11 protein-coding genes, 1 tRNA gene and 1 pseudogene are annotated in these 13,971 nt (G+C 70.0%); 8 read left to right on the forward strand and 5 right to left on the reverse strand.

From position 1 onward, the window contains the following. Positions 1–84: 84 nt before the first annotated feature. From ACFYR3_RS39025 to ACFYR3_RS39035, 3 genes are all read left to right on the forward strand, one after another. Positions 85–825 (forward strand): ABC transporter ATP-binding protein, encoded by a 741-nt coding sequence (locus tag ACFYR3_RS39025; protein ID WP_355858781.1) that lies wholly within the window; start codon positions 85–87, stop codon positions 823–825. 185 nt (positions 826–1,010) lie between these two features. After that, a complete protein-coding gene (locus tag ACFYR3_RS39030) occupies positions 1,011–2,063 on the forward strand; it encodes an aliphatic sulfonate ABC transporter substrate-binding protein (protein WP_355858778.1) in 1,053 nt (350 codons plus the stop codon). A gap of 33 nt (positions 2,064–2,096) precedes the next feature. Further along, on the forward strand, positions 2,097–3,443 hold the full coding sequence (locus ACFYR3_RS39035; protein ID WP_389286811.1) for an LLM class flavin-dependent oxidoreductase: 1,347 nt from the start codon (positions 2,097–2,099) through the stop codon (positions 3,441–3,443). 22 nt (positions 3,444–3,465) lie between these two features. On the opposite strand, the gene ACFYR3_RS39040 is transcribed toward ACFYR3_RS39035, so the two are convergent. Then, complete coding sequence (locus ACFYR3_RS39040; protein ID WP_389286813.1) at positions 3,466–3,924, reverse strand: RrF2 family transcriptional regulator; 459 nt, start codon at positions 3,922–3,924, stop codon at positions 3,466–3,468. Positions 3,925–4,268: 344 nt separating this feature from the next. Further along, positions 4,269–5,498 (reverse strand): acyl-CoA dehydrogenase family protein, encoded by a 1,230-nt coding sequence (locus ACFYR3_RS39045; protein WP_389286815.1) that lies wholly within the window; start codon positions 5,496–5,498, stop codon positions 4,269–4,271. Positions 5,499–6,158: 660 nt separating this feature from the next. Here ACFYR3_RS39045 and ACFYR3_RS39050 point away from each other — a divergent pair. Next, a tRNA-Met gene (locus tag ACFYR3_RS39050) sits at positions 6,159–6,233 on the forward strand. Positions 6,234–6,984: 751 nt separating this feature from the next. Here the strand turns inward: ACFYR3_RS39050 and ACFYR3_RS39055 are convergent. Continuing rightward, complete coding sequence (locus tag ACFYR3_RS39055; protein WP_355854405.1) at positions 6,985–7,329, reverse strand: hypothetical protein; 345 nt, start codon at positions 7,327–7,329, stop codon at positions 6,985–6,987. A gap of 191 nt (positions 7,330–7,520) precedes the next feature. On the opposite strand from ACFYR3_RS39055, the gene ACFYR3_RS39060 reads away from it, so the two are divergent. Next, positions 7,521–9,323: an RNA polymerase sigma factor gene (locus ACFYR3_RS39060; RefSeq protein ID WP_389286817.1), complete on the forward strand. Its 1,803-nt coding sequence runs from the start codon at positions 7,521–7,523 to the stop codon at positions 9,321–9,323. Between the two features lie 82 nt (positions 9,324–9,405). After that, entirely contained in the window at positions 9,406–10,527 is a 1,122-nt protein-coding gene (ltaE, locus tag ACFYR3_RS39065; RefSeq protein WP_389286819.1) for a low-specificity L-threonine aldolase, read from the forward strand. Positions 10,528–10,647: 120 nt separating this feature from the next. Here ltaE and ACFYR3_RS39070 read toward each other — a convergent pair whose 3' ends face one another. Both ACFYR3_RS39070 and ACFYR3_RS39075 read right to left on the reverse strand, forming a co-directional pair. Next, on the reverse strand, positions 10,648–12,126 hold the full coding sequence (locus ACFYR3_RS39070) for a glutamate--cysteine ligase (RefSeq protein WP_356785298.1): 1,479 nt from the start codon (positions 12,124–12,126) through the stop codon (positions 10,648–10,650). A 404-nt stretch (positions 12,127–12,530) separates the two neighbouring features. Continuing rightward, positions 12,531–13,175: an NAD(P)-binding domain-containing protein gene (locus tag ACFYR3_RS39075; RefSeq protein ID WP_355854393.1), complete on the reverse strand. Its 645-nt coding sequence runs from the start codon at positions 13,173–13,175 to the stop codon at positions 12,531–12,533. 94 nt (positions 13,176–13,269) lie between these two features. Between ACFYR3_RS39075 and ACFYR3_RS39080 the strand changes: the two genes are divergently transcribed. Together ACFYR3_RS39080 and ACFYR3_RS39085 are read left to right on the forward strand one after the other, a co-directional pair. Further along, the gene (locus ACFYR3_RS39080) at positions 13,270–13,662 is read left to right on the forward strand and encodes a winged helix-turn-helix transcriptional regulator (RefSeq protein WP_355854390.1); all 393 of its coding nucleotides are present in this window, start codon (positions 13,270–13,272) and stop codon (positions 13,660–13,662) included. Between the two features lie 113 nt (positions 13,663–13,775). Next, positions 13,776–13,919 (forward strand): annotated as a pseudogene (locus ACFYR3_RS39085) (MerR family transcriptional regulator); the annotation flags it as partial. Positions 13,920–13,971 lie beyond the last annotated feature (52 nt).

Genomic DNA, 13,971 nt, shown 5'->3' on the forward strand with positions numbered 1-13,971 from the left:
CGGCACGCACTACAGGCCATGCACCCACCGGGACCGAGAGGTCACAACCCTACTCGTGAGGGCTGCAGAAGGGATGGTCCTCTAATGAGCACCACGGTTTCTCCCCACGGCACACGACCCCGTCGGCAGACGGGCGCCGTCGTCGAGAACGTAGTCCGCCGGTTCGGGGACCGGGTCGTCCTCGACCGGCTGGACCTCACCATCGCCGACGAGGAGCTGGTGGTCCTGCTGGGCCCCTCCGGCTGCGGCAAGAGCACCCTCCTCAGGTTGCTGGCCGGTCTTGATCGGCCCGACGGCGGGCGGGTGGAGGTCCCGGCGAAGCGCGCGATCGTGTTCCAGGCCGACCGTCTGCTGCCGTGGCAGCGGGTGCTGCGCAATGTCACCCTCGGCCTGCACGGACCGGACGCCGACCAGCGGGCCCTCGACGTACTCGCCGAGGTCGGACTCTCGGGCCGCGAGAGGGCATGGCCCAAGGAGCTCTCCGGCGGCGAGGCCCAACGGGTGTCACTGGCGCGGGCACTGGTCTCGGAGCCCGAACTCGTGCTGCTCGACGAACCGTTCGCGGCGCTCGACGCGATCACGCGGCTGCGCATGCACGATCTCGTGCGGGCGCTGCGGAGCAAGCACCACGCGGCCATGCTGCTCGTCACCCACGACGTCGACGAGGCGATCGCGCTGGCCGACCGCGTCGTCGTCATGAGCAACGGACGCATCGGCACCTCGCACCGTGTCGAACTGTCGGCCGCGGACCGCGAGGCGAGCATCGCGCGCGAGGAGCTGCGCTCCGCGCTCCTGGAAGACCTCGGCCTGGCCAACCAGCACTGAACTCTCCCGCCACACCAATGACTTCGCCTGGCCACACCACTGCTTTACCCGTCGCACTACTGAACTCTCGTGCCACACCACTGATTTCGCCCGCCGCACCAATGAATTCCCTCTCCACACAACCGACTTCTCCCAGCACACCTACTGACTTCTCCCGCCCCAGCACAGAAAGCACGTGAGAAACCATGTCCAGAAAGAGCTCCCGCATCGTCGCCGCCATAGGCCTGCTCGCCCTGGGGAGCACCCTCGTCTCCTGCGCATCGACGTCGGAGGCCGCCGCGCCCCTGAGCAGCCCCAGCGGATCGGGCGCCGGCAGCCATCCCGAGTGGGCGAAGTACACCTTCACCATCGGTGACAACGGTGGTGACGGCAGCCAGGAACTGGCGAAGATCACCGGCGTGTTCGACAACGCGTCCTACAAGGTGAAGTTCGCCCGCTTCACCTACGGCCCGCCGCTCGTGCAGGCGGCCGCGTCGGGTGACATCGACCTGGGCAGCGTCGGGGACGTACCACCGATCACCGGCGCCGCGAAGGAATACGGCTTCAAGGTCGTCGCCGTCAACCGTTCCCTCAGGCCCACCCAGGCGAACGAGAACATCATCGTGCCGAAGGGCTCGACGCTGAAGACGCTCGCGGACCTCAAGGGCAAGAAGATCGCTGTGCCGCAGGGCAGTTCGGCTCACGGTCTGGCACTGAACGCGTTGAAGAGCGTGGGCCTCACCCCCAAGGACGTGAAGCTGGCCTTCCTCGACCCGGCGGCCGGCGCCACGGCGTTCAACACGGGCAAGGTGGACGCCTGGTCGATCTGGAACCCGCAGTCGGCGATCGCGGTCAAGAACGGCGCGCGGATCCTGGCGAAGGGTCTCCCGCCGATCGACCAGACGAGCAGTTACTACGTCGCGAGTGAGAGTTCGCTGAGCGACAAGACCAAGCGGGCGGCTCTCACCGATGTCCTGCAGCGCCTCGCCCACGAGTTTGCCTGGGCGATCAAGCACGAGGACAAGTACGCGGAGGCGATCTCCAAGGAGGAGGGCATCCCCCTGGACGACGCCAAGGTGTCCCTGAAGGCCTTCGAGACCCGGGTGACCCCGGTGGCGAAGGCGGACATCGAGGCGGAGCAGAAGCTCGCCGACGCCTTCCTGGAGGCGGGCCAGATCACCAAGAAGGTCGACGTCTCGTCGATCACCGACAACCCCCTGCCGACCGGATACGACAGCTCGAAGCTGTCGGTCGGCTGATTCAGCGCACCACGAACGGACTGGAGAGCAGTTGTGAGCGACCAGAAAAGACGTCGGCTCCACCTCAACGCCTTCCTCATGGAGGCGGGACACCACGAGGCGGCATGGCGACTCCCGCACAGCAACCCGCGAGCGGACTTCGACCTGCGGCACTGGATCGAACTGGCTCAACTGGCGGAGAGCGCCAAGTTCGACTCACTGTTCCTCGCGGACGGCCCGGCGATCACCGGCACGGGTGAGTTCCGGCCGCCGGGCCAGCTCGAGCCACTCACCCTGCTGACCGCGCTGTCGCAGGCGACCAGCCGGATCGGACTCATCGCGACCGTGTCGTCGACGTACAACGAGCCCTACAACCTCGCCCGCCGCCTCGCGTCGGTCGACCACGTCAGCGGCGGCCGGGCCGGCTGGAACATCGTCACCTCGGCGGGCGCCGACGAGGCGGCCAACTTCGGCCTCGTCGACCGTCCGGACCACGCCGAGCGGTACGCCAGGGCCGACGAGTTCCTGCACATTGCCAAGGCACTGTGGGACAGCTGGGAGTCCGAGGCCGTCGTCGCCGACAGGACCACGGGCCGCTACGCCGACCCCGCCCGGCTCCACAGGCTCGACCACCGGGGCAAGCACTTCTCGGTGGCCGGTCCGCTCAACGTCGAGCGTCCGCCGCAGGGTCACCCCCTGCTCGTGCAGGCCGGCTCCTCCGAGGACGGCAAGGACTTCGCGGCACATCACGCCGAGGCGATCTTCACCGCCCACCAGACGTACGAGCGCGCGGCCGGCTTCTACGCCGACATCAAGTCCAGGACCAGGGCCGCGGGGCGTGATCCGGACGGCGTGATCGTGCTGCCGGGAATCGTCCCGTACATCGGGTCGACCGAGGCGGAGGCCCGGGCGCTGGCCAAGGAGTTCGACGACCTGCGCGTCCCGGAGTACGGGCTGCGTCAGCTGGCCGCCGTCTTCGAGACCGAGCCGTCGGTGTTCGAACTCGACGAGCGGCTGCCGGACTTCGTTCTCGCGAGACCGAAGCTGGAGGGCTCGCAGAGCCGCTCCGACCTGATCATCGAACTCGCCGTGCGCGAGAATCTGACGGTCCGCCAGATCATTTCGCGGCTCGGCGGCGGCCGTGGCCACTTCGAGTTCATCGGCACGCCCGAACAGGTGGCGGACGCGATCATCACCTGGTTCGAGGGCGGTGCCGCGGACGGGTTCAACATCATGGCGCCGGCCCTGCCGTCCGGCCTGGAGAGCTTCATCGAGCACGTCCTGCCGATCCTTCGCGGCAAGGGCCTGTTCCGTGAGGAGTACGAGGGCACCACGCTGCGCGAGCACTACGGGCTGGCGGTGCCGGCCAACCGGTTCCACCCGCAAGAGCTCGCCCTGTGAGGTCGGCTGTGGGCGCGCGGTGTCAGGGGTTTGCCCAGGCGTCCGGGGTGGTGGTCAACGCGGAGACCTCGGGAGGCAGTTGGGCCGACGCGACGTCGGCGAGCGAGACGCCCTCGAGGATCTCGCGCACGTTGGACCGCAGAGCGATCCACAGGGGGAGCAAGGACTGCGCCGGGCCGGTGTAGGAAAGGTCCGGGGGACGCACCCCGCGCACCGAGACGAGTGGTCCGTCCACGGTGCGTATGACGTCGGCGATGCTGATGGACTCGGCGGGCGTGGCCAGGCGGTAGCCACCGTTGCCGCCGCGCTGGCTGAGCACGAGACCGCCCCGGCGCATGTCGTTCAGGATGCCTTCGAGGAATTTGTGCGGGATGTCCTGGGCGTCGGCGATTGCCTCGGCCTTCAATGGCACGTCATCCCGTGACGCGGCGAGCTGCAGCGCGGCACGTACCGCATAGTCCGCCCTGGCTGAAATCCGCATGTGTGCATTATCCCGTACGGCTTCGGTCGGTTTCCATCGCGGGCGGTCCGTCGGGCGGAGAGCACCGGTCCCTGTCCCTGCCCGACGGCCCAGGTGCCCGGGCGGCCGCAGGCGTGCAGCGGTCGGCGTCGCCGCTATCGACGACGGGGCTGCGTGGAGGGTCGGCACCGGCCGGGGGATGGTCGCCGACCGCGACTGTCTCGGCGGCCCCACCTCGGCGCCGGCGCATGGGCGACGCCACCGCTCGGGCGCCCGGTCGGCCGCGAGTTGCCGCCGCCCGGGCGCGCGGTCACATGTGGAGCGTGCGCGCCTTGTCGCTGATCCGCCGCTCCACGGTCTCCCGGTCAGCCGGGCAGGACGAACGGAGGGTGCGCGCCGTTGAGGAAGTAGTCCCCGACGTCCCGGAGTCGGTGGGCGACGGGCTCGTACAGGGCGAGGGTTCGCGCATTGCGCCAGAAGCGGTCGAAGCCCAACCGCGAGGACGTGGAGCGGACGCCGATGATGTCGAGGGCACGTGTGGTGGACTCCTGCGCAGCCCGGGAGGCGGCGGCTTCGGCCATGGCGACGAGGACGGCGATCTCCGCGTACTCGTCGTAGGTCAGGTCTTCGCCGCGTGCCAGCCCGCCGTGCACGGCTCGCACTGCCTGCTCGCTGAGTGCTGCGGCGGAGCGGGCGAGGACGGTGAGTTCTCCGTAGAGGGTGAGCATCCGCGGGTCCTGGGGAGAGCCCACCGGCCAGGCGGGATGCCAGAGCGAGTGGCCCGACCTGCTGCACTCGCGGACTTCGGCGAGCACTCCCTCGGCGATGCCGAGAAGGAGCTGGACGGAGAGAAGGCGTCCGACCGGCGATGCGAAGGCGGTCAAGGGTGACAGGACATCCTCGTCCGCGGACAGGGAGCCGAGTACGTTGTCGGCGGAGACCCGTACGGCGTCGAACTCCACGCTGCCGCCGGCCGCGAGCCGCTGGCCGAAGGTGTCGGCGTCGCCGTCGATCTTCACGCGGGGATGGGCGGGATCGACGAGAACGGCGAAGGGTTCGCCGGTGTCGGCCCGCTCGGCGCGCACGGCGAGGCGGTCGGCGACCAGGACCCCGGTGGCGTAGCTCTGCCGGCCGTCCAGTACATAGCCACTGCCTTTCCGGGCCAGCCTCAGAGGTGCTTCCTGGCGGGCGAAACCACCACCCCAGGCCAACTGCTCCGCCGCGGTCTGCCGCCCGAGCTGAACGGCGCGTGCGGGCCCGGTGAAGAATTGGGCGCTCCACGACAGGAAGTAGTGACAGCCCAGCAGTTGACCGATCGCACCGTCCGCGGCGGCGATCTCCCGGACGACGGCGTAGGCCGTGGACCAGTCCGCGCCACCTCCCCCGGCCTCGGCCGGTACGAGGAGCGTCAGCAGTCCCGCCTCGCGCAGCCGGGACACCTCGTCGAAGGGGGTCTTGCCCGCCTGCTCCCTGGCTACCGCGTCCGTGGCCAGGTCGTCCGCCGTTTCGCGGGCCGCGCGCAGCCAGTGCGCGCGGTCGGGTCCGGCCCGGTCTGATTCCGGGGTGGGTCCGGACGGCGCGGTGGCAACGCCCATGGTGGTGGTCTCCTCAAGGTGGTGGCGAGGCGCGGTATTGGGGCTCGCCGGCTGGTCCGGCATGTACTCGCAGCCCCGACCCCGTGCGGTGACGACCCGGTGCGGACGGCGCCGTCTCGCGTGTACCGCACGGGAGGTGAGCCCGTGCGGGCGACCGGTCGGATCGCCGGCCGTGTCACGTCCTTGCCGAAGAGCCGGGTGGGATCGGTGCCTTCGCGGACGAGCACTGGGTGGCCGGCGAGGGGGTGCGGAGCTGTATTCCGCGGCGTGGTGTCACTCCGCGCTGCGCCGTCCACGAGGCGGAGGTGGCGTCCGCCGGGGAGTGCGACGTGGGTGCCGCGTGCCCTATACGCGACAACAGGCGGCGCTGGCGACGTGACCAAAGTCGACATGCCGACGACGAACGAGTCGTTGCTGCGTATGGGCCATGTACATCATCCTGCGCATCCGTTGGACGGACGGTCAATACTTTCCTAGTAAATCGATAGGAAATATAGAGAAGGCAGCACGTCCGACTGGTTCACCGGCCGCCGCGATTCTGGCCGAACTCCGCGCCGCCGCAGACGAAGTGGGGTTCTTCCAGGTCACCGGACATCGTGCTCCCGCGTCCCTTAATTCCCGGGGCCGATCCGCCTTGATGACGTAGGCTGGGTTCACCGACGCGGGGTGGAGCAGCTCGGTAGCTCGCTGGGCTCATAACCCAGAGGTCGCGTGGTTCAAATCCCGCTCCCGCTACGAACATCCGGCCTCTTGCGACACACGTCGCAAGGGGCCGGAGTCCGTGGTCGTCCGTTCGTGCGTATGCGTTCGACCACGGGGTTCGAGTCCAACTGGTGCGGGGCGAGGCCTTGCTGCGACGGTGGATGGCGGCCTGGCGGCCTGACGGCCTGACGGCCTGGCGGCCTGGCGGCCTGGCGGCCTGACGGCCTGACGGCCTGGCGGCCTGGCGGCCTGGCGGCCTGGCGGCCTGGCGGCCTGGCGGCCTGGCGGCCTGACGGCCTGACGGCCTGACGGCCTGACGGCCTGACGGCCTGACGGCCTGACGGCCTGACGGCCTGACGGTTCGCGGGTGGTGGGATGGTCCGGCCGGTCCACGGCCCGCGGCGGCGCCGGTACCGGCGCCTGCACCGGGTCCGAACCGGTGTGCCGGTCCATCTGCCGGGCGGTCAGCGGCAGCGGCCTGGAGGGCAGTTGAACCCAGAATGTGCCGGGCCGCCGACACCGCCCCGGTCCCGGTCGGCCGCCCCCGCGTCCTGATGTGGCTCGACCGGGGCGCCGGGTCGCACGGTCGGGCGCCTCGCACTGGTGGCGGCAAGCCGGCCACGGATCGTTCGCGCGAGGTGAGATGCCGGACGATGCCAGAGCCAGACGTCTCCACGGGGCGATTCGTCGAAGTAGCCCTGGTATGAGGTGGTCCTCTCTAGCATGGGACGCCGGGTGGGAACCCGGGCGGGGGAGGGCGTATGGGGACTGGGGGGCACTGCCGTCACGGGGCCGTCGTGTCCGTGCGGGGTGCGGATGGCGGAATCGCGGACGGGGGCGCTGTTTCAGCACGCGCGGACAGCTCCGCCGCATGCGTGGCCTGCGTCAGTTCGACCAGCTGCCGCGCGGTCAACTGCCCTGCGACGTGGCCGTGTTTGAGCAGCCAGCGCTGCTGGCGCTGTGCGGGTGCGAGCGTCCGGCGGGACACGGCTCCCACGACCTGGCGGCCGAGGCCTGCCACGATCGTCACCAGGGCGGCGAGCACGAGGCCACGCCAGCCGTGCCGGACACCCAGAATCGCGAGCGGCGTTCCCGCTGACACCGCCAGCGCACGGGAAAAGGCACTCATCGGGACCACCCACCGGCGACGACGGGACGACCGGGCGTGGAACGCCCTCCTGTACGGAACATGGGTGCCTCCTCGGGCTCGGGGCCGTACGGAGGGTCAGGCCGGGTCCGGCGGATTTTTCCCGCGTCCCGAGCAAGTTTCTTCAACAGGCTTTCTCCGACCGCCGTTTCCGCAGCTCACGGGGGCGTCGGATGAATGAGCGGGCTTCCAGTCACACACTGGCCGACGAGACGGACGAGGAACTGCTGCGCCTGCTCGCGCGGTACCCGGACCCTGCCGCCCGGGCCGACGTCTATGCCGTGATCGCGGAGCGCCACCGCCCCGTCGTCCTGCGATTCGTCGCCGGCCGGGTGAACGCCGACGACGCGCCGGACATCGTGCAGGACACGTTCGTCGACGCCTTCCGTTACTTCGACCAGTACACCTCGCTGGGACCGCCGTACCAACTCGAGGCCTGGCTGGTCGAGGTCGCCCGGCGCCGGGTGCTGAAGTACTGGTCGCGAGGCCGCAAGGAGCGCCCAGGTATGGCCGACGGCGCGGTCGAAGAGCTGAAGGAACGCGAACGCGTCGTCGAGGCGGGCCATGACCTGATCCGCCTCGAACGGGTCCACCGGCTCCTGGGAACGGTGTTCGAGAGCCTCGATGACGACCAGCGGGACCTCTATCGACTGCGGAACCTCGGAGGGCTGACGGGACGGGAGATCGCGGCCCGCAAGGGCGAGGACCCCAACGCCGTCAGCAAGGCGTGCACCAAGCTCGACAAACTGGTGGCCAAGCGGTTCCACGTCCTGCTGCTCGTCCGGGACGGCGGAACCCGGTGTGCAGCGCTCAGTGAGCTGCTCGCGGACCATGAGCGGCAGAACGGCCCCGGCTACACAGCGGCCCTGGCCGAGCGCGTGGTCGAGCACTACAGCACCTGCCGGACCTGCGGCAACTGTGCCGTGTGCCGCACCACTCAGCAACGGCTCGTCTGGCAGGCCGCCCCGGTCGCCATTCCGGTCATCCTGGCCGCCGCCTTCCGCGAGCGCGTCGAGCTGGCCATCCAAGAAGTCTCCAACTCCACCGGCGTACTCACCCGTTCACCTCAGGAGCCGCCCCCGCCACCCGGACCTCCGGACGGCCGACCGCCGGCGCCAGGGAAGGGCAGGACGATCCGGCGGCGAGCCGTCGGCACCGGAGCGGCCGTCGCTGTGACGGCCCTGCTCGCCCTGCTCGCCCTCCGCGCTCTGAACGGGGGCGCGGCGCCGAACACCGCTCCGGACCAGCGGGCCGCGGCGGCATCCGCTGTCACCTCCGCGATGCTCAAGCAGGGGCTGGTCGCCTTCGACATCAACGCCAGGCCCCCGGGCGACCCGAACTTCTTCGTCGGACAGGGCCGGCTCGACATGACCCGAAAGCCGGTCAGAGCCGCGACACATGTGCTGTACGACTACGGCGAGGGCCACACCTGGACTCCGCCGGACATCGTGCTGGTCGGCCGGAGCGCGTACGTCACCCCGGACAACACACCGGTTACCAAGGGCGCCGGAGCCTACGGGGCCACCAAAGTCGTCCCCGTGCCCGTCACCGGCACGGTCACCGACCTCTCCGTCCGCAACGCTCTGGAAGCCCAGTGGCTCGCGCAACCCGCGGACCTGTCGGCCCTCATCGCGAAGGCCTCGGGGTTCACGGAGAAGATGCAGCGGGGCAGCGGACCAACTCTCCGCGGCACCGCCACGCTGAGCGACCTGGCCGCCGATCCGACGGTGGGAGCGTTCTACCGCCCGTACCTCAAGGCCTCCCCGTCCGGAACGGCAACCTTCACCCTGGCCACCGACTCCCGCCACCTGCCGACGTCGTTGACACTGAACATCCCGGTCACCCGCACGGACGGCTACGCGGGAGAAAAGCCCGTCGACACCTTCACCATCACCTACAGGAACTGGGCCGGCGGGAAACCCGTCACCGCCACGGACCCGGGCAAGCCGACCCCGCAGTGGGGCGGTACGGCCTAGCCACGTAGAGACCTTCGGATCGTCAGGGTGGCCTCGGCCACCCTGACGGTCGAAGCCGCTCCTGGCGTGGCAGAGTGTGCGTGTGCCGACCACTGATGCCGCCCGTGACACCGACGCCGTCGACGTCTCCCGCAACGTGACCGATGCCGCCCACGAGGGGCCCGGTCACCTCATCGATCTGCGCAGCGACACCGTCACCCGGCCCGGCGAGGCGATGCGCCGGGCGATGGCCGAGGCCGAGGTGGGTGACGACGTCTTCGGTGATGATCCCACCGTCAACGCGCTGCAGGAGCGGATCGCCGGGCTGCTCGGATTCGAGTCCGCGCTGTTCGTCTCCTCGGGGACGCAGAGCAATCTGTGTGCTCTGCTGACCCACTGCGGCCGCGGGGACGAGTACATCGCCGGCCAGATGGCCCACATGTACCGGTGGGAGGGCGGTGGCGCCGCCGTGCTCGGCGGCATTCAGCCCCAGCCGCTGCCGCATCGGGCGGACGGGACGATGGACCCACTGGACATCGCGGCGGCCGTGAAACCGGACGACTCGCACTTCGCGCGCACGCGGTTGCTCTGCCTGGAAAACACCATCGGTGGCCGGGTCGTGTCAATGGACTACCTGAAGACCGCCACACAGGTCGCCCGCGACCACGGACTCGCCACGCACCTTGACGGGGCGCGGCTGTTCAACGCGGCGGTAGCCGGCGGGGGCGACCCGTACGAGCAGGCACGGGCGATCGCGGGCCACTTCGACAGTGTCTCCGTCTGCTTCAGCAAGGGCCTGGGCTCGCCGGTCGGCTCGGCGCTCGTGGGATCGGGTGAGTTCGTGGCCGAAGCGCGGCGCTGGCGCAAGGTCCTGGGTGGCGGAATGCGCCAGGCCGGCGTGCTGGCGGCCGCGGCGCTCTACGCGCTCGACCACCACGTGGGGCGGCTCGCGGACGACCATGCGCACGCTGCCCTCTTCGCCGAGGGACTGAAGGACGTGGAGGGCCTGACCGTCGAGCCCAGCGGGACCAACATGGTCTTCGCGAGGTCCGCTCCCGGCCTCGATACCGACGAGGTGAGCGACCGACTGGCGCGCCGGGGCCTGCTGTGTGGGGGATACCCCGGCCAGTTGCGCTTCGTGTTCCACCTGGACGTGACGCGCGCCGACACGGAACGCGCGGTGCGGATCGTGCGCGAGACCATGGCCGAGACGGCAATACGCTGAGCCTGTAGGGCCGTTGGCCCCGCGTTCGTCCTGCGGCAGGGCTGTTGTACTCGGTGAGTTGACGGGTCAGGCGGGTCAGTCGGGCGCGGTGGTGGAGCGCAGGCACGTGGCGGGCTTTCGTCAGTCCACCGGCCACGTGTGGACCGGCGCGTTCAGGTGCATGTAGTCGATGTACTGCCGCGTCATGCGCCGCAGGGCCTCGTGACGGCCGCAGTGCTCCGACGCCTCGAAATGGTGCAGCATCTCCTTCTGCCAGACCGCGCCGTTGCGCGCGGTGACGCACCGCTGCTCGATGATGCCGAGCAGCGGTTCCCGCCAGGCCGCGTCCATGCCCGAGCGCTCCAGGCCCTCGTGCGCCAGCGGCAGCAGCCGTCGCAGGACGAGTTCGGGCGCCGGCACCTCACCGACCCCGGGCCAGTACAGCCGGGCGTCGATGCCGTGCCGTGCCGCGGCGTGCAGGTTGTCCTCGGCGGCCGAGAAGGACATCCGTGACCACACCGGCCGGTCCTCGTCCACCAGGGCGCGGGTGAGACCGTAGTAGAAGGCGCCGTTGGCGAGGGTGTCCGCGACCGTCGGGCCCGCGGGCAGCACGCGGTTCTCCACTCTCAGGTGCGGTCTGCCCTGGGCGACGGCGTAGACCGGACGGTTCCATCGGTAGATCGTGCCGTTGTGCAGTGTGAGTTCGGACAGGTCCGGTGTGTCTCCGCGGTCCAGCGTCTGTGTGGGGTCCTGGTCCTCGCACAGAGGCAGCAGCGCCGGGAAGTACCGGAGGTTCTCCTCGAAGAGATCGAAGACGCTGGTGATCCACCGCTCCCCGAACCAGACCCGGGGCCGTACTCCCTGCGCCTTGATCTCCAGCGGGCGGGTGTCCGTCGCCTGCTCGAAGAGCGGGATGCGGGTCTCGTGCGCCAGCTCCTTGCCGAACAGGAAGGGCGAGTTGGCCGCCAGCGCGACCTGGACTCCGGCGATCGACTGCGCGGCGTTCCAGTAGTCGGCGAACTCCTCCGGCGACACCTGGAGATGGAACTGCGTGCTCGTGCACGCGGCCTCCGGCGTGATGGTGTCCGCGTACGTCCGCAGCCGGTCGACTCCGTCCACCTCGATGAGCAGATCCTCGCCGCGCGCCGCGAAGACCTGCTCGTTGATCAGCTGGTAGCGGGCGTTCTCCGACAGGGCTTTCGGGCCGACGTCCGACTCCCGCAGGGTGGGCAGGATGCCGATCATGATCAGATGGACGCCGACCGTCCGGGCGCGCTCGTCCGCGTGGTTCAGCGCCGCGCGGATCTCCTCCTCCCAGGCGTCGGGGCCGCCCGCGGTCAGCCGCCGGGGCGGAATGTTGATCTCCAGGTTGAACCGGCCCAGCTCGCTGTCCCAGGCGGGATCCGCGATCGCGTCGAGCACGTCGGCGCTCCGCATCGTCGGCTCGGCCTCGGCATCGGTCAGGTTCAGCTCGATCTCCAGGCCCACCTGAGGCCGCTCCGCGTCGAACCGTGACTCGCGCAGCATCTGCGCGAAGGCATCGAGACATTCCTGCATCTTGATCCGGTACCGGCGACGGTCCTCGCGGGTGAAGACCAGCGCCGGAACATCGCGTCCCATCGGCCCTCCCGGGTTGCCCCACGGATACCTCTGCCCTCCAGCGTCGCACCACCGGGCGGGTCTGACCATGCGGGACGGGGCTCCGCCCCCGTGACCGGGGCCGACGACCGCGTGGAGCCCCGGACACGGTGTGGAGCCCGGGACACGGCGTGGAGCCCCGTGGCCGGAGGCCCGGCGGCCGGGGCCGGCGACCAGAGGCCGGGGGCGGCGACCACGATCTGCCTACGCTGTCCGGACGGGCACCGGTCCTGCACCCGGGGCACCGGTCTCGTATCCGGACTGGGACGAGTGCCTCGGTCCGGCCCGAATCCGTCAGAGATCGTGACGGCACTGCATGGCCTCGGACGGGTGCTGCCGGGGTGTGAGTGCTGGTCGTTCCGCAGCGCATGCGATGAGCGACGTCGTCAGTCCTGTGACCGGTCGACGGCGGGCACGGCGGTGACGGGGTTGTGGCCCGCCGCGACCAGCCGCATGACGAAACCCGCCACGTCTTCAAGCTGCCGGGCGTGCTCCAGTCCGCCTATGACGGCGGGTACGCCACCGAGGTCGCGGATCAGCTCGGCGGCGATGCCGAGCGACGCCGTGTCGTCGCCGCACATCGCCACGGTCCGCTTCGGTTGCCCCGTCGGTGTGGGCGCCAGCCAGCTCATCCCCGCGAACAGGTGCAACGCCTTGACCACGTGGCTGCCCACGGCTCGCTCCGCGATGTGCTGCACCGCCGACCCGGTGGGCGGCTTGAGCAGGCCGGAGGTGTACTCGACTGCGTTGGTGCAGTCGATCACGGCCTTGCCCGCCAACGACCCCTCGCCGGCCTCGGCGAGTGCGAGCACGTGGTCGAGCCCCTCCCATGCCACTGCCACGACCACGGCATCGCTCGCCCTGGCCACCTCCATGGGGCCGACCGCCTCGACCGCGTCGCCGAGCCGCTCGGCGATCGCCCGAGCCCTGTCCTGTGAACGGCCTCCGACGAGGACGTGATGACCGTGTCGCGTCCACGCCTCCGCCAGTGCCGAGGCCATCACACCGGTGCCCAGAATTCCGATACGCACGTCGCTCTCCCATTCCTCGAAGGCCTGATCCCTCGCTACGGTAGGAACTTCGGGCCTACCGATCGGTAGGCCCGAATCCGGTAGGAAGAGACGCGTGAAAGACCACTGCCCGCCCTTCACCGCCGACTGCGCGGTGCGCCTGGCCGCCGATTTGATCGCCCACACCTGGGACCCCGTGGTGCTGATGGCGCTGCGAGCGGGCAGACGCCGCCGGATCGACCTGCTGCGCGACATCGCGGGCGTCAGCGACAAGGTCCTGACCCAGACGCTTCGCCGTCTGCACGCCAACGGCTTGATCAAACGGATTGCCACGCCGGCCGACCGCTCCGTGGCGTATGAACTGTCCGAGTTGGGCGGCAGTCTCGCTGACGGACCGCTCGCTGCCCTCGGCCAGTGGGCGATCGATCACGTCGATGAGGTCCTTGCCGCTCAAGAACACCACAGCACCGGCACCGGCATCGGCAACCGGGCGACGGCGACCCATTAGCCCTTCAGTAGGCCCTTTCGGCGCTGTAGTTGGTCTGCCGGAGCGTCATGGTCGACCCGCAGGGCAGACAAGGCGCTGTTGACCTGGTCCTTCCGGAGCCAGAGGGGCGTCGGCCGTCCGGGCTCCGGCTGACCCAGTCCCTGGCGGACATCCCGGGGACCACGGCGTCGGGTGCCCTCGTGGAGCTGTCGCGTGACGGGGACCGCGCCGTTGCGCTGACTGCGGTATACCTCCTCCGGCTACGCGACGCACGGTGACACATCTGGCCTGCGCTGCCGTGTATGTCCCGCTGGCCGGAAGGTCCCGGAC

Source organism: Streptomyces sp. NPDC005784 (assembly GCF_042871525.1).
Classification (GTDB): domain Bacteria; phylum Actinomycetota; class Actinomycetes; order Streptomycetales; family Streptomycetaceae; genus Streptomyces.